Raw genomic sequence first — 23,652 nt, forward strand, 5'->3', positions numbered from 1 at the left:
CGGCTGCCGACCCCGCGCCGGCGCGCCTCCGATGTCGTGAACGACTCGTTCACCTCGTCCGACGCCATGAACGAGTCGTTCACGTCATCCTCAGCCCACCGAGCAAAGAGTCCCGTTCACCCTGAACGCCGTCGGCAGGATGTTCGGCCCGCCATAATCCGCGACGAACCCGACATCCGCCCCCGACGCCAGCGGCGCCGACGACGTCACCTTCACCTCGGAACCGGACTGGGTCCACGTCCCGTTCCAGCCGCTCGTCACCCGCTGCCGCGCGGTCGGCCACGTGAACGTCAACGTCCAGTCCGTCGTCGGGTCGGTGGAGACCACGTGGATCCCGCCCACGAAACCGCTCGCCCAGTCGTTCACGTCCGTCATCCGGACCGTGCAGCTGCTCGCGGACGGCGCACCGGTAGTGAGAGTCAACGGCGGCGACGCCCACGAGACGTTCCCCGCCCCGTCCCGGGCCAGCACGTTCACCGTGTACCGCGTTCCCGGCACCAGGTTCCCGACCGAGAGCGACGTCCCCGTCGTCTCACCCCACTGCTCACTGACGACCCCCGCCTGCCGGTACACCTCGTACTTCACGCCAGGCGCCGACGGCGGCCAGCTGATCGTCGCCGTCGTGTCGGTCGTCGTCGCGGTCGGCTGGCCCGGCGCACGCAACGCAACCGAAGCCGCCGCGGGATGCAGCACCACCGTCGTCAGCGAATACGGCGGCACCGTCCGGTCCCACGACGACGCGTGGGTGATCGACGTCGCGCCGTTCGTGAAGGTGAACACGTCAGACACCGAAGCACCCGCGTAGTCCAGCGTCACCGCGCGGGCCTCGGCAGGATCCTTGTTCACCAGCAGCACCGCGAGATCCCCGTCCGGACGGCGGACCGCGTGCACGTCGAGCAGCGGGTCGTCCGCGCCGGCCCGGACGAACTGGTCGCCGGGACGCGCGAACGTGCTCAGCATCTTCAACCCGTAGTACGGCGCGAACGGGGTGTTGAGCGCGGGCTCGCACCCGCCGTCGAGACAGGTCGCGCTGGACAGCAGGCCGAAGTCGCCGTAGTCCGGATATCCGGCCACTGTGGACAGTGCGGTCGCCCCGTTGTGCGTGTCCCACCAGTCGACCGTGAACACGCCGTTCTCCAGCATGGACGCGTACGCCTCGGCCGCGAACAGCGCGCCGGGCTGGGTGTTCATGCCGATCGGTGTGTTCGTCTCGGTCAGGGCTATACCGAGCGGCCGGCCCGCGTACCGCGTGATCTGGTCCCGCGCCAGGTAGATCATGTCGCTCACCTGCTCGGTCTTGGTAAGCGCTTCCGCGGCCGTCGACCCGCCCGGATACCAGTGCAGCACGGCGAAGTCGACGTGCGGGCCCGCGATCGACAGCACCGTCTGGTTCCACGTGCCGGTGTCCCCGGCGCCGACGATGCCGTCCGGCCAGTTCGCCGGGGTCGTGAGCACCGCGCCGATCTTCACCGACGGGTCGACGGCCTTCATCGCGTCGGCGTAGGCCACCACGCCCGCGGCGTACGCGGCCGGGCTCTTGTCCTCGTGGTTGTCCGCCTCCCAGTTCGCGCCGTAGTGACCGTTGCCGTAGAGCTCGTTGCCGATCTCCCAGTACTTGACGCCGTAGCCCTTCGTGACGTTGGCGTACCGCACCCAGTCGGCGGCTTCCTGCGGCGTCCCGGTGCCGTAGTTGGCGATGACGATCGGCTGGGCACCGGCCCGCCGGACGCCGCCCATGAACGTGTCGAAGTCCGTGCCGGGCGCCACGTAGCCGCCCGGCGCGGTGTTGTCCTTCCAGTGGTAGATGTCGCCGTAGGAGCCGCCGGGGTACCGCATCGTGCGGACCCCGGCGCCGCCGAGCAGGTCGGCCACCGCATCGGTGCCCAGCTGGCTGTCCCACACCGCGTGGTTGACGCCGAGGGCGGTGTCCGGCACGGTGGCCAGCCCCGCTCGCGCGTCGACCGTCACGGTCGCTTCGGGCGGGACCGCCGCGGCCGCCGCCGGCACGGCCGCCACGAGCACGGCGGCCACCGGCCACGCTGCCCAGCGCAGACGTCGAGCTGTCATGGATCGTCCATCCTCACTCGTCGAGACGCACGGATGGCTGAGAGCGCTCTCAGAGCAGAGAACCAGTGCGCGGCCCGGAAGTCAACGAAAGTCCCGCGACGGCCCGGGTTTCATCCGCAGTTCGAGTCTTTCGAGGCGGTCGGCGACGAGCGTGACGACGCCCTCGGCGGCCTGCACCTGCCCGCGGACCAGCAGCGCGGCACTGGTGCGGGCGACCAGGCGCTGCCGCTGCCACAGGCCGGGCGAGACTAGGACGTTCGCCATGCCCGTCTCGTCCTCGAGGTTGAGGAACGTGATCCCGCCGGCGGTGGCCGGGCGCTGCCGGTGGGTGACCGCGCCGCCGACCCACACCCGCGTCCCGTCCTCGACCCGCATGAGCTCGGCGACGGTGAGCGCGCCGCGCTCGGTGAGCAGCTCGCGCAGGTACTCGACGGGGTGGCTGCCCGGGGAGACGCCGGTGGCCCACAGGTCCGCGGCGGTGACCTCCAGCCGCGTCATGCCCGGCAGCGCGGGCGCGTCGAGGCCCGGGGCCAGGCCCGGTAGGTGTCCGGGCCGGGTGGCCGCCGCGGCGCCGGCGGCCCAGAGGTCCTGACGCCGGTCGCCGCCGAACGCGCCCGCGGTGGCCAGGGCTTCGACGGCGTTCTTCTTCAGCTGGACGCGGCGGGTGAGATCACCGGCACCGGCGTACGGGCCGTTCGCGTCACGCTCGGCGACGATCTCATCGGCTACGGAGTCGCCGAGGTGCCGGACCCCGGCGAGGCCCAGGCGGAGCGCGACGCCGCCGGTACTGCCGGCGTCGGGTTCGAGGGTGGCGTGCGCCAGGCTCGCGTTGATGTCCGGCTCCCTCACCAAGACGCCGTGCCGGCGCGCGTCGGCGACCAGGGACTGCGGGCTGTAGAAGCCCATCGGCTGGGCGCGCAGCAGCCCGGCGCAGAACGCGGCCGGGTAGTAACGCTTGAACCACGCGCTCGCGTAGACCAGGAGCGCGAACGACATCGAGTGCGCTTCGGGGAAGCCATAGCCGGAAAAGGCGTGGATCTGCTCGAAGATCCGCGTCGCCAGCTCGCGGTCGAGGCCGTTGGCTTCGCAGCCGGCGAAGAACCGCGCCATCAGCGCCTTCATCTTCGCACTGGACCGCTTGGCGCCCATGGCGCGGCGGAGCTGGTCGGCTTCGGCCGGGGTGAAGCTCGCGACGTCGACGGCCATCTGCATCACCTGCTCCTGGAACAGCGGCACCCCGAGCGTCCGGTCCAAACTGGACGCCAGCAGCGGGTGGGCGTGCTGCCATTCCTCCTCTTCGCGGCGGCGCCGGATGTACGGGTGCACCGAACCACCCTGGATCGGCCCGGGCCGGATCAACGCGACTTCGACGACCAGGTCGTAGAACTTCCTCGGCCGCAACCGTGGCAGCGTCGCCAGCTGGGCGCGTGACTCCACTTGGAACACTCCGACGGCGTCGGCTTCGCAGAGCATGTCGTAGACGTTCGGGTCGGCGAGGTCGAGCTTGCCCATGTCCACAGTGGAGCCGTGGTGCTCGGCGACGAGGTCGATCGTGTAGTGCAGCGCGGACAGCATGCCGAGGCCGAGCAGGTCGAACTTGACCAGGCCGACGGTGGCGCAGTCGTCCTTGTCCCACTGCAGGACCGATCGGTCGGCCATGGTCGCCCATTCGACGGGGACCACTTCGGACACCGGCTGTTTCGAAATCACCATGCCGCCGGAGTGGATACCGAGGTGGCGCGGGAAGTCCTCGATCCGGGCGGCCAGGTCGAGGACGTCGGCGGGGATTTCGCCGGCCGTCTGCTGTTTGGTGCCACCCCAGCGATCGACGAGCTTGCTGTAGGCGTCCTGCTGGCCGGAGCTGTGCCCGAGCGCCTTCGCGGCGTCGCGGATCGCCGAGGGTGCGCGGTAGGTGATGACGTTGGCGACCTGCGCGGCGTGGAAGCGGCCGTGCTTCTCGTACACGTACTGGATGGCCTCCTCGCGGCGGCCGGACTCGATGTCGATGTCGATGTCCGGCGGCCCGTCCCGTTCCGGCGCGAGGAAGCGTTCGAACAGCAGGTTCCACTTCACCGGGTCGGCGTGGCAGATTTCCAGCGCGTAGCAGACCGCGGAGTTCGCCGCGGAGCCGCGGCCCTGGCAGAGGATGCCGGCTTCCTTGCAGAACCGGACGATGTCCCACACCACCAGGAAGTAGCCCGGGAAACCGAGTTTCTCGATGATGGCGAGTTCGTGGTCGAGCTGGGCGTAGGCCTTCGGGTTCTCCTCGCGCGACCCGTAGCGTTTCGCCGCGCCGCGCCGGGTCAGCTCACCCAGGAACGACATCTCGTCGTGGCCGGCCGGCACCGGGAACGGCGGCAGGTCGGGGGCGACGAGCTTCAGGTCGAACGCGACCTCGACGCCCAGGACGGCGGCGCGGCCGACCGCACCGGGATAGCGGCGCTCGAAGCGGCGTCGCTGCTCCATCCCGGACCGCAGGAACGCCTGCCCCGACGGCGGCCGCCAGCCTTCGAGGTCCTCGGCCGAGCGCCGGGCCCGGACGGCGGCGACCATGTCGGCCACGACGGCGTCCTCCGGGCGGGCGTAGTGCGCGTTGTTCGAGACGACGGTCGGCAGCCGCAGCTCCTTCGCCATCGCGGCGAGGTGGTCGTTGGCCGCGTCGTCGAGGGGCTGCCGGTGGTCGATCAGCTCGACGGCGAGGTGCCGCGGCCCGAACCAGTCCGCGAGCCGGCCCAGCTCGGCCCGCGCGGCCGCCGGCCCGTGCTCGGCGAGCGCCCGGCGGACGGGCCCCTTGCGGCAGCCGGTGAGCACGACGACGTGCCCGGCCAGCTCGTCGACCAGCTCCTCGAGGTCGTAGACGGGCCGGCCCTTCTCGCCGCCCGCGATCTGCGCGTGGGAGATGACCTTGCAGAGCCGGTGGTAGCCCTCCTGCTGCCGGGCGAGCACCAGCAGGTGCGACCCTTCCGGGTCCGGTTCGCCGGCCTGCGGCCCGGGCAGGTCGAGCGACAGCTCGGCCCCGAACCCGACCCGGACGCCGAGCTCCCGGGCGGCGTCGTTGAACCGGACGGCGCCGTACAGGCCGTCGTGGTCGGTGAGGACGAGGGCGTCGAGCTCGAGCCGCGCGGCCTCCTCGACGAGCGTCTCGGGATGGCTCGCGCCGTCGAGGAAGCTGAAGTTGGAGTGGACGTGCAGCTCGGCGTAGGGAGCACGGATCCGGTCGCCGGCGTCGTCCCGCGCTCTCCGGTCCCGCAGATCTTCGGGCGCCCCCGCGTACCCTTCGCGCTTGCGCGACCACGCCGGGGCATCGTTGCCGTCGCCGGGAACGGGCGGCCGCCCGGAGGCGATCCGCTCCACTTCGGACCACGGCACGCTCGGATTGTTGAACGCCAAAATCGGCTCCCCACAAGGAGTTCGCTGAGGGGAAGCCAGCGACTACTGTTCGAACACACGTACGACTGCGGTGGCTCGATCCTGAGCCGGGAGCCGCCTGGTGTCAACTCGGGAGTCGCATCGGTCACAAAGGACTAGTCGTAAATTCCTTCGACTGTCCACTGTGGATCGACGCCGACGGTGACTTCGAGCAGCACCGCCAGATCGTCGTCCTCGCCTTCCAGCACCACCTGGACGCGAGCCTTCGGCCGCGCGCCGCGCTTGGCCGGTAACGACGGGTGCACCATCCAGGGACCCGCCGACCCGAGAACGCGGCGCGGCGGGCGGCCGTCGACCGCGACCGTGGCCGGCGGGTAGCTGAGCTCGCCGCGGTCGGTGCAGCGGACCGCGTCGCCCACCGCGTCGAGCACCAGCGCCGCCGGGGGCCGGGGCGGCACCCGGGCCGGGGACGGCGCGGGCAGGCGGCCCGGCCACGGCCGGTCCTCGACCACCGGGCGCCGCGGCTCGCCCCACGGGACCAGGCGGACACGCTCGGCCGGGCCGCGGCCGCCGTCGAGCAGCGGGGTGAAGACGGCGTCGGGTCCGAGGAGGCCCTGGATGCGCACCAGGGCGCGGCCGGCGCGCTCGGCGGCGTCGGCGTCGCGGCCCATCGAGCCGAGCTGCAGCTGCAGCTGCAGCGCCTGCCCGCCGACGACCTCTTCGGGATCGAGGCGCAGCCGGACGATCCCGGCGGTGGGCCGGTCGCGGGTGGTGAGCCAGCCTTCGCACTGCCAGCGCACGCGGTCCGCCGTCGCGCGGGCGGTCAGGGGTTCGGCGCAGCGCCAGACGCGTACGCGTTCTTCGCCCGCTTCGGTGACGGCGACGATCGCCAGGCGGGTGCAGGCGAGTCCGTGGTTCGCGAGGCCGGCGAAGAAGCGTTCGCCGAGGGTTTTCGCGACGAACGCGGCTTCGTCGATTCTCCTGAGGGGGTCGTCGAAGGTTTCGGTGACGGTCAGGTCCGGCGGCAGGGCGCGCCGCAGCGGCGGGCGTTCGGCGAGGCCGCGGGCGAGCCGGTGGGCGGTGACGGCGTCCCGGGAGAAGCGGCCGGCGACGTCGCGTTCGGCCAGGGCGGCGAACGCGCCGAGGGTGCGCAGCCCGAGCCGGCGGAGCGTGTCGACGAGCTCGCCGCGGTCGTCGCCCGGCTGGTTCAGCTCGGCGATCGAGAGCGGCGCGAGGAACTGTGCTGCCTGCCCGGGCGCCACCAGCGCCGCGCGGCGCGCGGCGAGGATCGCGGCGAAGAGGCCGTCGGCGATCCCGACCTGGCACTCGACGCCGGCGTTGGCTTCGACCTCGTCGATGAGGAGCTCGGCGAGGGCTTCTTCGCCGCCGAAGTACCCGGCGGCACCGGTGACGGGGACGGCGACGATGCCGGGCCGCACGACCTCGACCCCGACGGCCTGCGCTTCGACGGCGGCGGCGACGGGTTCGAAGAGCCGGGCGTCGCGGTCCGGATCGTGCTGGTGCACCACGAGTCCGGGACAGCGGGACTGGGCGTCCCGCCGGCGCATCCCGCGCCCGACACCATTGCGGCGCGCCTCGGCGGAGCAGGCGACGACCCGGTTGGCGGAGAAGACGGCGGCGGGGGTGAGGGGCGGAGTCCCGCCGGCGGCCCCGGCGGCGACGACCGGCCAGTCCGGGCACCACAGCACGAGCAGCCGTGGCGGACCGTTCATCCCGCGGCCGCGGGAGGGAAACCGGCTGTGGCGAACGGCTTCCGGGTCATCGCCCGGCCCGGGCAAGGTGCCCGACCGGCATGCACAACGGCGGCGCGGCTCATCGCGCGACCGCGGCAAACCCGCCGCGGAGGCCGGCTCGAAGAACTGCTGCGCACCACTCATCGCGTGGTCCGATCAGCTCGCGGCACCCAGCCCGTCGTCGCGCGGTCCTGGCTGGCTCAACCGATCCCGGCGCCACGGCTCACCCGGCCACCTCGGCCAGCCGTCGCTCCGGCGGCTCGCTCCCCGCGATCCCTCCGCCCGGCCCCGGCAGCTGCAACCGGACCGACGACGGCCTCGCCGCCGCCCCGCGGCCGCGGCTCGTCGCCACCACTTCGCGCGTCCGCAGGTGGCCGTATCCGTCCTGCGTCAACCCTTGCCAGCGACGATCCGAGACCCGCAGCTCCAGGTCCGCGCCCGGCCACGGGCCCACCGTCAGCAGGACCGTTCCGCGGTTGCGGACCCGGCCCGCCAGCCGCCGGGCCAGCTGGGGCTGGACCGCGACCGGTCCGAGCACCACCAGGTCGAACCCGTCCACCAGCGCCGACAGCACGCCCGTCAGCTCCGCGCCCGGGTGCGGCACCAGTGCGAGCCGCTCCAGGTCGACGCCGAGCTCCGCCGCCGCGGCCAGGCCCAGCTCGGGGAGCGCCGTCACCGCCGCCCATGACCCGTCGCGGGTCGCCGCCGCCAGCAGGGCCAGCACCAGGGACATCGCGCCGCCCACCGCGATCGTGCTGCCGCGGCGCAATCCGCCTTCCGGCAGCAACCGCGCCAGCGGCGGGAGCACCGTCAACAACTCAGGAGAACCCGAACCCGGACTCAGCTGCGCCGCCGTACCGACCCCCGGGATCGCCGTGAGCCCGGCCAGCGCCTCCGGCACCGCCACCACGCTCACCTCCAGCACCACGTACTCGCACCGGGCGAACCCAGGAACTCATCGAACACTTGTTCGCATAGTGCGAGACGAGCGGCCCGCTGTCAAGCCGGGGGTCACCCCGGCGGGGCAGGTGCGTTCCGGCACACTGGAGCGCATGACCCGCACGACCCCGGGCATCGACGCCGCGAGCGTCGACACGCTGACCGACGCGGTCCTCACCGCGTCCCGGCTGCTGGTGGCGGTGTCCGTCCGGTCGATCGCCGCGGCCGAGGGCAGCTTGACCCTGCCGCAGTTCCGGCTCCTGGTGGTGCTGCACACGCGCGGGCCGCTCAAGCACGCGACGCTGGCCGAGCACCTCGGGGTCACGCCGTCCACCGCCAGCCGCATGGTCGACAGGCTGGTCGCCGGCGGCCTGGTCGATCGTCAGCACAGCCCCGTTTCCCGCCGCGAGATCGTGCTGGAGATCACCCGCGAAGGCGCCCGGATCGTCCGGCAGGTGACGACCCGGCGGCGCAAGGAGATCGCCAAGATCGTCGCCCGGATGCCGGCGGAGAGCCGGCAGGGGCTCGTCGACGCGCTCACCGCGTTCGCCGAAGCCGGCGGGGAACCGCCCGCCGCCGCGGCCCCCGAAGCCATCTGGGGCTGACGCTCAGACCACGCGGCTCACGATCCACGCGTGCGTGCCGACCTGCCGCACGCGGGTGAACCCGAACTCCTCGAACAGCTCGACGGTCGCGCTGAACAGGAACCGGCCCGGCGCGTCCCGGCCGGCCGTCACCTCGGAGACGGCCTCGACGAGCCCACCGCCGACCGCGGCCAGCTGCGCCAGCGCCCCTTCCAGCGCCGCCCGCGCGACGCCGTCGCGCCGGTGCTTCCGGTCGACGAAGAAGCAGGTGATCCGCCAGTCCGGGCGCGGCGGCGCGGCCTTCTCGTACTCGCGCCGGTGCTTGATGCGGGGCAGCTCGTCCGGGCCGCCGTACTGGCACCACCCCTGCGCGACGCCGTCGTCGTCGAACACGAGCGCCGCGTGCGCGCCACCGGTCCGGACCCGCTCCTCCTTGAGCTCCCGGCGGACCTTCCCGCGCACGGTGCCCTCCGGGTGGAATCCGAGGCACCAGCAACCGCCGAAGACGCCGTTGTTGCGCTCGGCCAGCTCCGCGAACGCGTCCCACGTCGAAGCGTCGAGCGGTCCGGTGGTGTAGGTCATCCGCGGGATCCTGCCCCCATTTCCGCGGTGGTGTCGAACGGCGACGGGCCCGTTCGTAGCCAGGGTGAGAGACCCCCACCTGAGGAGGACACCATGACCGCCACCTACACCTTCGACGTCTTCTCCAGCCTCGACGGCTTCGGCACCCACTGCGGCGACTGGGGCGGCTACTGGGGCAAGCAGGGCCCCGAACTGCTCGAGCACCGGTTCGCCCAGTTCAGCGAGCCGCAGCGGATGGTCTTCGGGGCCACGACGTACCGCGAGAACGCCGAGCTGCTGCCCTCGATCGTCGCGGAGCCCGGCAGCTGGGACCAGTGGCTCGTCCGCATGAAGGACCTGCCCGCGACGATCGTGTCGAGCACCCTGCGGGGACCGCTCGGCTGGCCGGACGCCACCGTCGTGAGCGGTGACGGTGTGGACGTCGTCGCCCGGCTCAAGGAAGAGTCCGACGTGCCGTTGCGCTCGAACGGCAGCCTGTCGCTGAACCGGGCGCTGCTGGCCGCCGGCCTGGTCGACCGCGTCCAGGTGACGATCTTCCCCGTCATCACCGGCCGGACCGGGACCAACCCGGTCTTCGCGGGCGCGGAGGACTTCGACCTCGAGCTGCTCGAGAGCCGGACGCTCGACGGCCACACCCAGGAGCTCGTCTACCGGCCCACCCGGCACGGCCTGTGACGCGGATCCCTGTCACGTCCCCGGCCGCCCCCTCGTCCTGGGGGTGAAGCGAGAAAAGAGGACGAGATGCGCCGGATCCTGATCGTCGGCGGTGGTTACGCCGGTTTCTACGCCGCCTGGAAGCTGGAAAAGAAACTGAGGAAAGGCGAGGCCGAGGTCGCCCTCGTCGACCCGCGGCCCTACCTGACCTACCAGCCCTTCCTGCCCGAGGTCGTCGCCGGGGCCGTCGAAGCCCGGCACGCCGCGGTGTCGCTGCGGCGGCACCTGCGACGCACCCGCGTCATCGCGGGCACCGTGACCGCCATCGACCACGCGCACCGCGTCGTCACCGTGCGGCCCACCGACGGCGACGCCTTCGAGCTCGGTTACGACCTCGTCGTCGTCACCGCCGGGGCCGTCACCCGGAAACTGCCCGTGCCGGGTGTCGCCGACGAGGCGATCGGCCTCAAGCACGTCGAAGAGGCCGTCGCGATCCGGGACCGGCTGCTCACCTCGTTCGACCGCGCCGCGGCGCTGCCCGACGGCCCACTGCGCCGCAAGCTGCTCACCGTCACCTTCGTCGGCGGTGGTTTCTCGGGCGTCGAGGGCTTCGGCGAACTGCTGTCGCTCGCGACGGCGCTGCTCAAGCACTACCCGGAACTGCACCGCGACGAGCTGCGGTTCCACCTCGTCGAAGCGTCGGGCCGGATCCTGCCGGAGGTCACCGACCGGCCGGGACGCTGGGTCGTGCGCGAGCTGGAACGGCGGGGCGCGCGCGTCCACCTGGACACGCTGGTGACGTCGGCGACCGGCGGGCACGTGACGCTCTCGACGGGCGAGGAGTTCGACTCGGAGCTGATCGTGTGGACGGCCGGCAACGGCGCCAACCCCGTCGTCGGCCAGCACACCGACCTGCCGGTCGACGAACGCGGCCTGGTCGTCGTGCGGCCGGACCTGCGTGTCGAGGGCGTGGCCGATGCCTGGGCGGCCGGCGACGACGCCGCGGTGCCCGACCTCGCCTCGCCGGTGCCGGGCGCGCGCACGGTGCCCAACGCGCAACACGCCTACCGGCAGGGAAAACTGCTGGCCCGCAACATCATCGCGACGCTGCGCGGCCGGCGGCCGAAGCCGTACGTCCACCACAGCCTGGGCGCCATTGCGACGCTCGGCCTCGGGCGCGGCATCTTCCAGTACCGGCGCCTGGTCGTCACCGGCCTGCCCGCGTGGCTCATGCACCGCGGCTACCACGTGCTGGCGGTGCCGAGCTGGGAACGCAAGGTCCGTGTGCTCACCGTGTGGCTGACCGCGGCGCTGTTCGGGCGGGACATCCTGTCGCTGGCTTCGGTGCAGCACCCGCGCGACGCGTTCGTCAGCGGCGGCGACCGTCCGGAATGGAACGAAGAACTCCCCGCCCCCTTCAAGGTATAGCCGAACCCGGGGCTTGCGGCAAGGCGGGGGTGATCCCGCAGAATGGCCCGCCGAAGGCTGCAACCTGGGAAAACGGGGGAACGCGGAATGCGTGTTTTGCTGACGACGTGGGGATCGCGCGGGGACGTCGAACCGCTGGCGGGACTGGCGGTGGCGCTGCGGGAGGCCGGCGCGGACGCGGTGGTGTGCGGGCCACCGGACGAGGACTTCGTATCGCTGCTGGCGCGGGCCGGGGTGGCGCACGTGCCGCTGGGCCCGTCGGTGCGGTCGGTGGTGACCCGCGAGCGGCCGGACCCGTTCGCGCTCGCGGACGAGCTGGTCACCGCGCGGTTCGCCACGCTCACCGAGGTGGCTGCGGACTGCGATGTGGTGGTGGCGCAGGGACTCCTGCCCGCCGGCGCGCGGGACGTCGCCGAGCGGGCCGGGATCCCTTACGTGTACGCGTGCTACCACCTGCACGGCCTGCCGTCGCCGCACTTCCCGCCGGGGGCCCGGCCGGGCACGCCGTCGCCGGCGGGCGAGACCGACAACCGGGTGCTGTGGCGGCAGGACGCCGAGCGCGTGAACGCCTTGTACGGCCCGGCGCTCGACCGGAACCGGGCGGCGATCGGGCTGCCGCCGGTGGACAACGTCCGCGACCACGTCTTCACCGACCGGCCGTGGCTGGCCGCGGATCCGGTGCTGTGCCCGACGGACCTCGACGTGCTGCAGACAGGCGCGTGGCTCCTGCCCGACGAGCGTCCGCTGTCGGACGAGCTGGAAAAGTTCCTCGACGCCGGCGAGCCGCCGGTGTACGTCGGCTTCGGCAGCATGGCCGCGTACGCGCCGGAGGGCATCGCCCGGGCGGCGACCGACGCGATCCGCGCGCACGGCCGCCGGATCGTCCTGGGCAGCGGCTGGGCCGGCCTGACGGCGGTCGACGACGCCGAGGACTGCTTCGTCGTCGACGAGGTCAACCACCAGGCGCTCTTCCGCCGGGTGGCGGCGGTCGTGCACCACGGCGGCGCGGGCACCACCACGACGGCCGCCCGGGCCGGCGCGCCCCAGGTGGTGGTGCCGCGGATCGCGGACCAGCCCTATTGGGCGGAGCGGGTGGCCGAACTGGGCATCGGCGCGGCCCACCCGGACCCGGTGCCGACCGCGGAGTCCTTGTCCGCCGCGCTGGCCACGGCGCTCGCGTCCGAAGCCCGCGTGGACATCCGTACCGACGGCGCAATGGTGGCCGCGAAACGGCTCGTCGAACTGGTCTGAGCGAGCGGGCCTCGCCGGGAGTTCCGGCGAGGCCCGCCCTACCTCAGCCCGCGAACGGGCTCGCGTCGATCGCGCAGGTCTTGCCCGCGGCCGGGAACGTCCCGGCGATCAGGTAGTCCCGCTTCACCTGCTCGGTGCACGTGCTCGGCACGTACATCGACGAGTGCCCGTACCCCTCGGTGACGAACACCCGGGCGCGCGCCAGTTCCGCGGCGCCGTCGCGGGCCCCGGCCAGCGGCGTCGACGGGTCGTAGCGGTTGTTCAGCACCAGGATCTCCGCCGACGTCGGGCGGTTCCACGGGCCGGTGTACCGGTCCGCCGCCTTCGCCTTCCAGAACGCGCAGCTCATCATGTCCAGCACCGCGATCCGGCCGAAGTACGGGACCCGCTGGTCCTCGGACTCCGCGTACCGGCTGTAGATCGCCGGATCGGTGGGCACATCGCTGTCACTGCACTGGATCGCGTTGAAGGCCTCAGTGCGGTTGGAGGTGTACGGCTCGCCTGCCTTGACCGCGGCGACCGTGCTCTTCGCGTCGTACAGACGCTGCAGCAGCGACGCGATGTCCGGCCAGCCCCGCGAGTCGGACAGGTCCGCCGCCGCGTTGATGATCCCGGAGTACGTCCACGTTTCGCCGTCCGTGGTGATCGGCGCCTGCTTGGCCCGCGCGGTGATCGCCGCCCACTTCGCCTTCGGGTCGCCCGAGGAGAACGCGCACTTCGGCCCGGCTTCCGTGCAGAGGCGCAGGAACTGGTCGAACGTCTGCGAAATGCCGGTGGCGACGTCCTGCCGGGTGTCCAGCGGGACGCTCTTGCCGCTGCCGTCGTGACCGGTGGCGTTGCCGACGAAGTCCATCGTGCCGTCGAACACCATCGCGCGGATCCGGCCCGGGAACAGGTTCGCGTAGGTGGCGCCGAGCTGGGTCCCGTAGGAAATGCCGTGGTAGGTCAGCTTCGCGTCGCCGACCGCGCGGCGCAGCAGCTCGAGGTCCCGCGCGGTGTCGGCCGTCGAGACGTGTTCGAGGATCGGGCCGGCGTTCGCCGCACAGCGATCGGCGAGTTCCTTCGACTTGGCGTAGAAAGCCGCGTTGCCGCTCGGGTCGCCGGGCATCTCCGGGAACGAGCCGAAGAACGACTCCTGCTCGGCCAGCGAGCCGAAGCACCGGACCGCGGTGCTGTTCCCGATCCCGCGCGGATCCCACGACACCACGTCGAACCGCGCACGCAGCTCGTCGGAGAACAGCCACGGCCACTTCCCGCGCTCCCGCAGCCGCTGCAGGCCGGACGCGCCCGGGCCGCCGAAGTTGACGAACAGCGTGCCGATCTTGTGCGTGGGATCGGTGGCCGGCAGCTTGATCAGCGCGAGGTCGATCTTCGCGCCGGCCGGCCGGTCGTAGTCCAGCGGCACCTCGGCGGTGGCGCACTGGAAGCCGTCTTCACAGCCGGTCCAGCTCAGCTTGGGTGCCGGAACGCTGTCGACGGAGGCCGAAGCCACGGCCGGGCCGCCCACGACGGCCATCGAGACGCCGAGCGCGACGACCAAGCCGCGCACGATGCCTCCCCCAGGAAAACAAGGCACGAAGAACCCTTTCGTCGGAGGGAAACGATCACCTCCACAGACGGCCGAGGGGGTGGGGAGGTTGGCAGCGGAGCCGGAAAAGATCTCGGACGGGCGGTTCGCGGCGTTCGCCGGGTCCGGTCCGCACGTCATGAACGACTCTTTCAGGGCGCCGGACGCGGTGAACGACTCTTTCATGACGTGCGGACCAGCTGCCCGCGCGACCCGCCGGCGCCGGGCGGGCAGCGCCGCAAAGACCCTCTGGCGCCGACTTCTCCTCCTTAGCTATAGTACTAGTCACCTAGTTAAATGGAGTTGCCGATGATCGAGTTCCATCTCGACGCCCGGTCGGGGCTGTCGCCGTACCAGCAGCTGGTCCAGCAGGTGCGGCACGCGCTGCGGCTGGGCATGCTCGCCAAGGGAGACCAGCTCCCGAAGGTCAAGGACGTGGTCGCCGACCTCGCCATCAACCCGAACACCGTGCTGAAGGCCTACCGCGAACTCGAGCACGACGGCCTCGTCTCGGCCCGGCCCGGCGTCGGCACCTTCGTGACCGCGACGCTGAACGGCGGCGCCTCCTTCGCCGCGCTCGGGCCGCTGCGGCAGGACCTGCGCCGCTGGCTGGGCAAGGCCCGCAAGGCCGGGCTCGACGAAGAGAGCATCGAGGCCTTGCTGATGTCCACGTTTCGCGACTCCGCCAGAGAGGACATAGCGTGACCGTCCTGCGTGCCCAGGGACTGGGCAAGAAGTACAAGCGCAACTGGGCGCTGACCGGCTGCTCACTGGAAATCGAAGCCGGTCACGTCACCGGGCTCGTCGGCCCCAACGGCGCCGGCAAGTCCACCCTGCTGAACATCGCGTCCGGCATGCTGGAGCCGACGACCGGCACCATCGAGGTGTGCGGCGGCGTGCCGGGCAGCGGCCCGGACCAGCTGGCGAAGGTCGGCTACGTCGCCCAGAGCACGCCCGTCTACACCGGGCTGACCATCGAAGAGCACCTGCGGCTCGGCGCGCACCTCAACCCGCGGTGGGACGACTCGCTCGCCACCAAGCGGGTCGAACGGCTCGGGCTGGACCCGAAACAGGCCGCCGGCAAGCTGTCCGGCGGCCAGCGCGCGCAGCTCGCGCTCACCCTCGGCATCGCCAAGCGGCCCGAGCTGCTGCTGCTCGACGAGCCGGTCGCCGCGCTGGACCCGCTGGCACGCCGGGAGTTCCTGCAGGACCTGATGGAGTCGGTCGCCGAGCACGGGCTGTCCGTCGTGATGTCCTCGCACCTGGTCAACGACCTGGAACGGGTCTGCGACCACCTCGTCGTGCTGGTGGCGTCCGAGGTCCGGGTGATGGGCGACGTCGACGAGCTGCTGGCCTCGCACCACCGGCTCTCCGGGCCGCGCCGCGAAGTCGACTCGCTGCCGGCGGACCAGCACGTCATCTCCGCGAAGCACACCGACCGCCAGACCACCGTGCTCGTGCGCACCGAGGCGCCGATCCTCGATCCCGCGTGGACGGTCGCGCAGCTCGGCCTGGAGGACCTCGTCCTCGAGTACATGAGCAACCCCGTCGCCACCCGCCCCGCCCTGGAGGTCCTCCGATGACCTGGCTGACCTGGCGCCAGTTCCGCCTGCCCGCGCTGTCCGTGTTCGCCGCGCTGGTCCTGATCGGCGTCGTGCTCGGGATCACCGGGCCGGAGCTGGTCGGGCGCACGAACTTCTCCGACCAGGACACGATGTTCGGCGGGACGATCCTGGTGCTCTACCTGCTGCCCGCGGTGATCGGCGTGTTCTGGGGCGTCCCGATGATCACGCGCGAGCTGGAGAGCGGCACGCACAGCCTGGTGTGGAACCAGACCGTCACGCGCAAGCGGTGGCTCGCCACGAAGCTCGGGTTCGGCCTGCTGGCCGCGATGGTCGCGGCCGGCCTGCTCGGCTGGGCGGTGTCGTGGTGGGCGAGCCCGATCGACACGCTCGCGGCCGCGCAGACCGATCGCGGGATGCTCTCGCGCATCGCGCCGGTGGTGTTCGGCGCGCGCGGCATCGTCCCGATCGGCTACGCGGCCTTCGCCCTCGCGCTCGGCGTCGCGGTCGGGATGCTGCTGAAGCGGACGGTGGCCGCCATGGCCGTCACGCTCGTCGTGCTCGCCGCCGTGCTGCTCCTGGTGCCGAACTTCGTGCGGCCGTACCTGCTGCCGCCACAGCAGATGACGATCGCGATCGTCGGCGAGGACATCACGAACATCAGTGGCGACGAAACCGGCGCGGTGCAGGAGATCGGCGTGCGGAACCCGGCCGGCGCGTGGGTGCTGGCGAACGAAACCATCGACCCGAACGGGAACGTGGCGTCCCCGCTGCCGGACTTCGTGCAGAACTGCCTGCCGCGGCCGGGTGGGGGCCCGCCGGAACGCGGCGGCCTCGAGCAGTGCATGGCGCAGCTCGGCGCGCACGGCTACCAGCAGCGCCTGACCTACCAGCCCGGCTCGCGGTTCTGGCCGCTGCAGTGGCTCGAACTCGCGCTGTTCCTCGCGATGACCGCCCTGCTCACCTGGTTCAGCTTCCGCCGCGTCCGCCACCTGTCCTGATCCCGATTCCTGGGGGAATCATGCGCACTCTCGCAGTAGCCACCGCTTTGACCCTCACGCTGGCCGCGTCGCCGGCCGCTTCGGCGGCCACGACGCCTTACCTGCCCCGCCCGACCGGCCACCAGCCCGTCGGTGTCACCTCACTGTCCCTCAAGGACATTTCACGGCCTGACCCGTGGGTGCCGACGGTGCCCTACCGGGAGCTGATGGTCTCCGTCTTCTACCCGGCGACCTCGGCGAACGGGCCCAAGAAGCAGTACATGACGCCGCTGGAGTCCGAGCGCAACCTCGAACGGGAAAACATCCCGGGGCTGCCGCTGGACGTCATGAGCACCGTCCGGACGAACGCCGTCGTCGACGCGAAACCGGCCGGGCGGTGGCACGACCTGCCGCTGGTCGTGCTGTCGCCGGGCTGGACGCAGCCCCGCGCCACGCTCACCGCACTGGCCGAGGAGCTCGCCAGCCGCGGTTACGCCGTCGCGGCGATCGACCACACCTACGAGAACCGTGCCACCACGTTCCCCGACGGCCACGTCACCGGCTGCGCCGCCTGCGAAGTCGACGACCAGCCCGGGTTCTGGGAGAAGTTCGCGCAGGTGCGGACGAAGGACACGTCGTTCGTGCTCGACGAGCTGCTGCGTTCGAAGAAGTGGGGCGCCCTGATCGACCCGCAGCGGATCGGCATGACCGGGCACTCCGCGGGCGGCGCGATCACGACGCAGGCGATGCTGGCCGACCCCCGCATCCGCGCCGGCGCCGACATCGACGGGAGCATCCACGTCCCGCTCCCGGCGTCCGGGTTGTCGAGGCCGTTCCTGTTCCTGGGCAGCATGGACGAGTACACGCCGGGCCAGCCGGGTCCGTACGACGACTGGGAGACGGACTGGACGCACCTCACCGGGTGGAAGCGCTGGCTCATGGTGTCCGGCACGGCGCACAGCTCGTTCACCGACCTCGGCGTGCTCGCGTCCCAGCTGGGGGTCGACATCGGCGCGTCGATCGACGCGTACCGGGCGCTGGCCATCACGCGGAACTACGTAAGCGCTTTCTTCGACGAGAACCTGCGCTGCCGTCCGCAACCGCTGCTGGCCGCGCCTTCGCCCGCCTACCCGGAAGTGACGTTCATCGGATGAAGAAAGCCATTCTCCTGACCGTCACCGCGCTCGCGCTCGGATCGGCCGCACCCACCTCGGCGTCTCCGGCGCTGTCGCTGGCCCGGCCGACCGGCGCGCAGCCGGTGGGCACCACCTCGCTGTACCTGAAGGACACCTCGCGGCCGGATCCGTGGGTCACGACGGTGCCCTACCGCGAGCTGATGGTGTCGCTCTTCTACCCGGCGGTTTCCGCGCAGGGGCCGAAGAAGCAGTTCATGACCGAAGCCGAGGCGGCCGCGGTGTTCGAGGAGGCCGGCATCACCGGCATCCCGGCTTCGGTCATGACGACCGTGCACACCGACGCCGCGGTCGACGCCCGGCCGGCCGGGCGCCACCTGCCGCTGGTCGTCCTGTCCCCCGGGTTCAAGCGACCGCGGGCCGAGCTGACGTCGCTGGCCGAGGACCTGGCGAGCCACGGCACGGCCGTCGTCGTGGTCGACCACACCTACGAAAACGTGGCGACGACGTTCCCCGACGGCCGGGTCACCGGGTGCGCGGCCTGCGGCAGCTACGACGACGCGTTCTGGAAGAAGCTGGAACGCGGGCGCGCGGCGGACGTGTCGTTCGTGCTGGATTCCCTGACCCGCTCGCCGAAGTGGGCTTCGCTGATCGACGCGTCCCGGATCGGCATGGCCGGGCACTCGGTCGGGGGCGCGAGCGCGATCGACGCGATGGTGACCGACCCCCGGATCAAGGCGGGGATCGACATCGACGGCACCACGGACGACCCGCTGCTCGCGCCGGGGCTCGACCGGCCGTTCCTGTTCCTGGGCCGGGCGAACATGTACACCCCGGGCACCGGCGTCGAGTCGGACAGCTGGCACCAGGACTGGGCGCAGCTGAAGGGGTGGAAGCGCTGGCTCGTCGTCGCGGGCATGGCGCACCCCTCGTTCACCGACATAGGTTTGGTGGGTGAGCAGCTCGGCCTCGACTTCGGCGCGACGACACCGGCGGCGCGCGGGCAGGCCATCACAGCGGCGTACGTCCGGGCGTTCTTCGACCAGCACCTGCGCGGACAGTCCCAGCCGCTGCTCGACCAGCCGTCTTCCCGGTACCCGGAGGTCAGCTTCGCCATGACGTCGACGCCCTACCTGCCCGCGCCGACCGGGAACCGGCCGGTGGGCAGCACGCAGGTGTACCTGAAGGACGCTTCGCGGCCGGACCCGTGGGTGCCGTCGGTGCCCTACCGGGAGCTGATGGTTTCGCTCTTCTACCCGGCGACGTCTTCGCACGGGCCGAAGACGCGGTACCTGACCGCGGCCGAGTCGGCGGCACTGCTCACCGGCAGCGGCCTGGACGTGCCGCCGGACCTGCTCACCAAGGTGGTGACCCACTCGGTCGCCGACGCCCGCCCGGCGGGGTCCCACCTGCCCTTGGTGGTGCTTTCGCCCGGCTACACGAAACCCCGCGCCACGCTCAGCGCGCTGGCCGAGGACCTGGCGAGCCACGGGTACGCCGTCGCGCTGGTCGGCCACACCTACGAAAACAGCGGGACGAGCTTCCCCGACGGGCGGTTCGCGGGCTGCGCGTCGTGCGAAGTACCGCACGATCCCGCGTTCTGGACGAAGCTGGAGCTGGGCCGGGCCGCCGACGTGTCGTTCGTGCTGGATTCCCTGACCCGTTCGCCGAAGTGGGCTTCGCTGATCGACGCGTCCCGGATCGGCATGGCCGGGCACTCGGCCGGCGGGGCGAGCTCGCTGCCCACGATGGTCGCCGACGCGCGGGTGCGCGCCGGGATGGACATCGACGGCACCACCGAGGTTCCGCTCACCGCACCGCTTTCGCGGCCGTTCATGTTCATGAGCCACCAGCTGGCGCCGACCGCCTGCGCGCCGAACGTGCCGTGGGAGCGGGATTGGGCGCAGCTGTCGGGGTGGCGGCGCTGGGCCGAGGTGGCGGGCACGAAACACGCGTCGTTCACCGACATCGGCCTGTTCGGTGACCAGCTGGGCGTCGACGTCGGCACGACGACCACGGCGCTGCGCACCCAGGAGATCACCCGGACGTACGTCACCGCGTTCTTCGACCAGCACCTGCGGGGCGAGGCGCGGCCGGTGCTCGACGAGCCGGGGTATCCGGAAGTTTCGTTCTGCCATTGAGACTCGGCGGAAGCGGCACGCGTTGGGGGTGTGCCGCTTCCGCCGGTTCGGTCAGCGCAGCCCCACGATCGGCAGCTGACCCGCCATCCGCCGGCGGGCGGCGGCGCTGCCGTCGTAGCGCCACCCCAGCAGCTTGCTCAGCACCCGCCGCAGGATCGGGGCGACCAGGCGGTTGCGGTGCTCGTACGCGGCGAGCACCGCGACCGCCTCGACCTCGTCCAGCACCCGGTGCGCGGGCACGAACCGGCGCCGGCCCACCACCACGTCCACCGGCGGCCGCGCCCGGATGTTGCGGTACCAGTCCGATCCCGCGCCCAGCCCGGCGACGACGAAGAACTCGCCGCCCTCGACGCCGACCACCTCCAGGACCGTCCGGTAGGTCCGCCCCGACCGGTGGCCGACGTGCGTCAGGCACAGGAACCGCCGGCCGAACACCCACCCGAAGCCGTGGTCGTACACCCGCACCGGCGCGCGGAAGACCGCCCGCATGAACGGCCCGGGCCGCACCGCCCTCATGACCGGACCAGGCGGCGCAGGACCGCTGCCGACGTCGCGGGCGCCGGGCTCAGGGCCCGGTGCAGCAGCAAGCCGTCGACGGTGGCGGCGAGCACCGCCGCGGTCGCGTCGGGGTCGGGGACGCCGTGGTCGCGGAACCAGCCGCCCAGCCGCGTCCGCAGGCCGTCGAGGACCTCCGCGATCCCCCGCCGCAGCGCCTCATCGCGCGTCGCGGCCAGGGAGGCCTCGATGACCAGCAGGGACATCGGGTCGGTACCGGTGTAGCGCTCGACGGCGCCGGCCACCGCGTCGACGGCCTCTTCGGGCGTGCGCGCCTGCTCGAGCATCGGCTCGAACTCGCCGGCCACGCCGCGCATCGCTTCCAGCACGGCCTCGACGAGCAGTGCCTGGACCGACGCGAAGTGGTAGTGCACGACGCTCGGCGTGACGCCCGCGCGCTCGGCGAGAACCCGGGTGCTGACCGCCGGCCAGCCCCGCTCCGGGACCAGTTCGAGCGCGGCCGCCAGCAGCCGTCGCCGGACCGCTTCGCCGCGCGCGGCCGCTGGTGAAGTCATGGGAGCTCCGATCAGGGCAGTCGTCCTGTACGACTGCCCTGATCGTAGGGCCGGCGCCAACCCCGGCAAAGCGGGTAGATCAGATGTTTTGCCTGATCAAGCCGATACTGGACCGGTGAACGAGACGCTGTCGCTGCTCATCGGGCTCATCAACGCGATCGCGGCCGCCGTCGGAGCCTGGATCGCCGTGGCGCAGTGGCGAGCCTCGCGATCCAAACCGCCGATCGCCGCTCCGCCACCGCGGGCACCCGCCGTGACACCTCGGCTGCCCGCGCCGCTGCGCGCCCCCGTCGCCGCCCGGCAGGACGGCCGGATCCTCGCCCGCACCGCCGCCGTGGCGGTCGCTTTCGGAGCGGTCGCCGCCGTGTTCTCCGCGCTGACCGACCTCGTGTACGGGGTGGAGCAGTCGTCCGACGGAGAGCACGGCGCGCTCCTCACCGTCCTGGCGAGCGTCCTTTACCTGGTCGCCCTGGTCGCCTTCCTGCTCGGGCTCTTCGTGCTCGTCGCGGGCCTGGTGAAGCGACGCAAGCGCGTGGTCCGGCTGGGCCTGCTCGCGGTGCTGCTGAGCCAGACGCTCTGGCTCGCGATGTGGCTGACCTCGTTCATGTAGCCGGCGTCAGAGCTTCCCGCCGGCGACCGGCGGCATGGCCGGCGCGTCCTCGACGCCCGTGGCCGCCTCGCGGTACAGGTGGTTCTCGACCTCGAAGAGGTTGTCCGCGGCCCGCTCGACGACCGTGAGCAGCGTGGACATCTGCGACACCTCTTCGACCTGCTCCTTGAGGAACCAGGCCACGAACTGCTCGCCGAGGTAGTCCTCCTCCAGCCGCGCGGCCTTCGCCATCGCCTCGATGTCGGCGGTCACGGCGCGTTCCTGGTCCAGGGCCAGCTCGATCGCCTCGTGCGCGCTCGAGAAGTCGTTGCGGACGTCGCCGCTGCCCGGGATCGCCACCGGCTGGCTCCGGTCGAGCAGGTACTGGACCATCGCCAGCGCGTGGTTGCGCTCCTCGATCGACTGCCGGTAGAAGCGTTTCGCCAGCCGCGGCAGGTCACGCGCGTCGAACCAGACGGCGAGGGCGACGTACTGCTGCGCGGCGGTGAACTCGTGCCGGATCTGCTCCTGCAGGAGTTCGGAGAACTTCGAACGCTCGGTATCGGCCATGCCCCACAAGGTACGGCGCCGGGCCGCCCGCGCGCACCCGTCAGCCGCCTCACGTGCGCGGCTGGTACTGCTCCACCCGGATGCTGTCCTTCACCGCGTCCAGGAACTCGTTCCGGGCCGTGTTCAAGGCCCGGTACTCGGGCTTTCCGGGGTTGATCAGCTCGTGCCACAGGGAAACGACCACGCCGCTGCGGTCTTCCAGCTCGTGCGCCCGGGAGATCAGCGCCGGCGTCCCGATCACCTCCAGCATCGCGACCTGTTCCCGCATGCCCGCGAGCGCGTCGGCGCCGGCCTGGTACCGCACGCGGCGGTCGTCTTCGTCGGTCAGCACCTGGTGCCGGAAGGCGGTGATCCGGGCGAGCTGCCGGGTGATCTCGAGGTAGGTGTCGCGCACCTCCCGGTCCCACCGGCGGCGGTCTTCCCGGTTCAGCTTCCGGCGGTCGCTCAACGCGATCGCGAGGAACGCGAGCAGCGCGCCCGCGAGCAGGAAGCCCCCGGCGATCACCGGAACGCCCCACCAGGGCACCGGCTCGACGAGGGTGAGTGCGGTCGGCACCGGCGAGATCATGCGGGCACGATACTCGCGAAATCCGGGAAAAACGCCCGCCGATCGCGTCCCGGCTACGATCGGACTCGTGCCGAGCCACCTCCCCGACCTCTCCGGCACGGTCACCTGCGTCACCGGTGCCGCCGGCACGATCGGCCGCGGGATCGCGCTGCGGTTCGCCGAGGCGGGCAGCGCGGTGGCCGTGCACCACCGCCGTCCCGGCGCGGGCGACGACGTCGTCGCGGCGATCGAGGCCGTGGGCGGCCGGGCCCGCGCCTTCTCCGCCGAGCTCACCGACGAAAGCGCCTGCGACGCACTGCTCGAAGCCGTCGCGGTCTGGGGCGGACGGCTCGACGCGCTCGTGAACAACGCCGGCGTCCAGCCGGTCGAAGCCCTCGCGGACCTGACGGCCGAGCGCTGGCGCGCGATGCTGGACAGTACGCTGACCAGCGCTTTTTCCTGCACCCAGGCGGCATGCCGGCTGATGCGCGAGGGCGGCAGCGTCACGCACATCGCCTCGATCGAAGCCCGGCAGCCCGCGCCCGGGCACGTCCACTACAGCGCGGCCAAGGCGGCGCTGGTGATGCACGCCCGCGGTGCCGCGCTGGAGTACGGGCCGCGCGGCATCCGCGTCAACACGGTGTCGCCCGGGCTGATCTCGCGGGCGGGACTGGAGCAGGACTGGCCCGAAGGTGTCGAGCGGTGGCAGCGCGCCGCCCCGCTGGGCCGGCTGGGCACGCCGGCCGACGTCGGCAACGCGTGCGTCTTCCTGGCTTCCCCGCTGGCTTCCTGGATCACCGGGCACGACCTCGTCGTCGACGGCGGAGTGACGGCCCGTCCGACCTGGTAACGTGGAACACGTTCT

21 protein-coding genes are annotated in these 23,652 nt (G+C 72.1%); 11 read left to right on the forward strand and 10 right to left on the reverse strand.

The features are described from left to right. Positions 1 to 90: 90 nt before the first annotated feature. The 4 genes from AB0C38_RS40420 to AB0C38_RS40435 all read right to left on the reverse strand — a co-directional run bounded on the left by AB0C38_RS40420 (position 91) and on the right by AB0C38_RS40435 (position 8,097). Positions 91 to 2,067 (reverse strand): cellulose binding domain-containing protein, encoded by a 1,977-nt coding sequence (locus AB0C38_RS40420; RefSeq protein WP_360683527.1) that lies wholly within the window; start codon positions 2,065 to 2,067, stop codon positions 91 to 93. An 81-nt stretch (positions 2,068 to 2,148) separates the two neighbouring features. Beyond that, a complete protein-coding gene (locus AB0C38_RS40425; RefSeq protein ID WP_360683530.1) occupies positions 2,149 to 5,457 on the reverse strand; it encodes an error-prone DNA polymerase in 3,309 nt (1,102 codons plus the stop codon). A gap of 134 nt (positions 5,458 to 5,591) precedes the next feature. Beyond that, positions 5,592 to 7,169 carry a DNA polymerase Y family protein gene (locus AB0C38_RS40430; protein ID WP_360683533.1) on the reverse strand — a complete coding sequence of 526 codons (1,578 nt, stop codon included), beginning with the start codon at positions 7,167 to 7,169 and terminating at the stop codon, positions 5,592 to 5,594. A gap of 244 nt (positions 7,170 to 7,413) precedes the next feature. Next, complete coding sequence (locus AB0C38_RS40435) at positions 7,414 to 8,097, reverse strand: hypothetical protein (protein ID WP_360683742.1); 684 nt, start codon at positions 8,095 to 8,097, stop codon at positions 7,414 to 7,416. Between the two features lie 145 nt (positions 8,098 to 8,242). Between AB0C38_RS40435 and AB0C38_RS40440 the strand changes: the two genes are divergently transcribed. Continuing rightward, positions 8,243 to 8,734, forward strand: coding sequence for a MarR family transcriptional regulator (locus AB0C38_RS40440; protein WP_360683536.1), 492 nt, complete (start codon positions 8,243 to 8,245; stop codon positions 8,732 to 8,734). 3 nt (positions 8,735 to 8,737) lie between these two features. Here AB0C38_RS40440 and AB0C38_RS40445 read toward each other — a convergent pair whose 3' ends face one another. Then, entirely contained in the window at positions 8,738 to 9,295 is a 558-nt protein-coding gene (locus AB0C38_RS40445) for a GNAT family N-acetyltransferase (RefSeq protein ID WP_360683539.1), read from the reverse strand. A 93-nt stretch (positions 9,296 to 9,388) separates the two neighbouring features. Here AB0C38_RS40445 and AB0C38_RS40450 point away from each other — a divergent pair, with 93 nt between their 5' ends. The 3 genes from AB0C38_RS40450 to AB0C38_RS40460 all read left to right on the forward strand — a co-directional run bounded on the left by AB0C38_RS40450 (position 9,389) and on the right by AB0C38_RS40460 (position 12,628). Then, positions 9,389 to 9,970, forward strand: a complete 582-nt coding sequence (locus AB0C38_RS40450) for a dihydrofolate reductase family protein (protein ID WP_360683542.1) — start codon at positions 9,389 to 9,391, stop codon at positions 9,968 to 9,970. Between the two features lie 66 nt (positions 9,971 to 10,036). Continuing rightward, positions 10,037 to 11,377: an NAD(P)/FAD-dependent oxidoreductase gene (locus tag AB0C38_RS40455; protein ID WP_360683545.1), complete on the forward strand. Its 1,341-nt coding sequence runs from the start codon at positions 10,037 to 10,039 to the stop codon at positions 11,375 to 11,377. 87 nt (positions 11,378 to 11,464) lie between these two features. After that, entirely contained in the window at positions 11,465 to 12,628 is a 1,164-nt protein-coding gene (locus tag AB0C38_RS40460; protein ID WP_360683548.1) for a glycosyltransferase, read from the forward strand. Between the two features lie 43 nt (positions 12,629 to 12,671). On the opposite strand, the gene AB0C38_RS40465 is transcribed toward AB0C38_RS40460, so the two are convergent. After that, a complete protein-coding gene (locus AB0C38_RS40465) occupies positions 12,672 to 14,177 on the reverse strand; it encodes an alpha/beta hydrolase (RefSeq protein ID WP_360683551.1) in 1,506 nt (501 codons plus the stop codon). Positions 14,178 to 14,504: 327 nt separating this feature from the next. On the opposite strand from AB0C38_RS40465, the gene AB0C38_RS40470 reads away from it, so the two are divergent. Genes AB0C38_RS40470 through AB0C38_RS40490 form a run of 5 tightly spaced genes read left to right on the forward strand, consistent with a single transcriptional unit; the run spans position 14,505 to position 20,011 of the window. Beyond that, a complete protein-coding gene (locus AB0C38_RS40470; protein WP_360683554.1) occupies positions 14,505 to 14,900 on the forward strand; it encodes a GntR family transcriptional regulator in 396 nt (131 codons plus the stop codon). Then, on the forward strand, positions 14,897 to 15,778 hold the full coding sequence (locus AB0C38_RS40475; RefSeq protein ID WP_360683557.1) for an ABC transporter ATP-binding protein: 882 nt from the start codon (positions 14,897 to 14,899) through the stop codon (positions 15,776 to 15,778). Before AB0C38_RS40470 ends, AB0C38_RS40475 begins: the two co-directional genes overlap by 4 nt. Further along, positions 15,775 to 16,758, forward strand: coding sequence for an ABC transporter permease subunit (locus tag AB0C38_RS40480; RefSeq protein WP_360683560.1), 984 nt, complete (start codon positions 15,775 to 15,777; stop codon positions 16,756 to 16,758). Before AB0C38_RS40475 ends, AB0C38_RS40480 begins: the two co-directional genes overlap by 4 nt. 20 nt (positions 16,759 to 16,778) lie before the next feature. After that, a complete protein-coding gene (locus AB0C38_RS40485) occupies positions 16,779 to 17,891 on the forward strand; it encodes an alpha/beta hydrolase (protein WP_360683563.1) in 1,113 nt (370 codons plus the stop codon). Further along, positions 17,888 to 20,011 (forward strand): esterase, encoded by a 2,124-nt coding sequence (locus tag AB0C38_RS40490; protein WP_360683566.1) that lies wholly within the window; start codon positions 17,888 to 17,890, stop codon positions 20,009 to 20,011. The genes AB0C38_RS40485 and AB0C38_RS40490 overlap by 4 nt, the downstream gene beginning before the upstream one ends. Before the next feature lie 51 nt (positions 20,012 to 20,062). Here the strand turns inward: AB0C38_RS40490 and AB0C38_RS40495 are convergent, their stop codons facing one another. Continuing rightward, positions 20,063 to 20,527 (reverse strand): nitroreductase family deazaflavin-dependent oxidoreductase, encoded by a 465-nt coding sequence (locus AB0C38_RS40495; protein WP_360683569.1) that lies wholly within the window; start codon positions 20,525 to 20,527, stop codon positions 20,063 to 20,065. Then, a complete protein-coding gene (locus AB0C38_RS40500; RefSeq protein WP_360683572.1) occupies positions 20,524 to 21,081 on the reverse strand; it encodes a TetR/AcrR family transcriptional regulator in 558 nt (185 codons plus the stop codon). The genes AB0C38_RS40495 and AB0C38_RS40500 overlap by 4 nt, the downstream gene beginning before the upstream one ends. A gap of 115 nt (positions 21,082 to 21,196) precedes the next feature. Here AB0C38_RS40500 and AB0C38_RS40505 point away from each other — a divergent pair, with 115 nt between their 5' ends. Then, on the forward strand, positions 21,197 to 21,691 hold the full coding sequence (locus AB0C38_RS40505) for a hypothetical protein (RefSeq protein WP_360683575.1): 495 nt from the start codon (positions 21,197 to 21,199) through the stop codon (positions 21,689 to 21,691). Between the two features lie 6 nt (positions 21,692 to 21,697). Here AB0C38_RS40505 and AB0C38_RS40510 read toward each other — a convergent pair whose 3' ends face one another. Both AB0C38_RS40510 and AB0C38_RS40515 read right to left on the reverse strand, forming a co-directional pair. Further along, positions 21,698 to 22,240: a ferritin gene (locus AB0C38_RS40510; protein ID WP_360683578.1), complete on the reverse strand. Its 543-nt coding sequence runs from the start codon at positions 22,238 to 22,240 to the stop codon at positions 21,698 to 21,700. 49 nt (positions 22,241 to 22,289) lie between these two features. Next, complete coding sequence (locus tag AB0C38_RS40515; protein WP_360683581.1) at positions 22,290 to 22,808, reverse strand: hypothetical protein; 519 nt, start codon at positions 22,806 to 22,808, stop codon at positions 22,290 to 22,292. Between the two features lie 67 nt (positions 22,809 to 22,875). On the opposite strand from AB0C38_RS40515, the gene AB0C38_RS40520 reads away from it, so the two are divergent. Beyond that, the gene (locus AB0C38_RS40520) at positions 22,876 to 23,637 is read left to right on the forward strand and encodes an SDR family NAD(P)-dependent oxidoreductase (protein WP_360683584.1); all 762 of its coding nucleotides are present in this window, start codon (positions 22,876 to 22,878) and stop codon (positions 23,635 to 23,637) included. Positions 23,638 to 23,652: the final 15 nt, after the last annotated feature.

The organism is Amycolatopsis sp. NPDC048633 (assembly GCF_040650695.1).
Taxonomy (GTDB): Bacteria; Actinomycetota; Actinomycetes; order Mycobacteriales; family Pseudonocardiaceae; genus Amycolatopsis.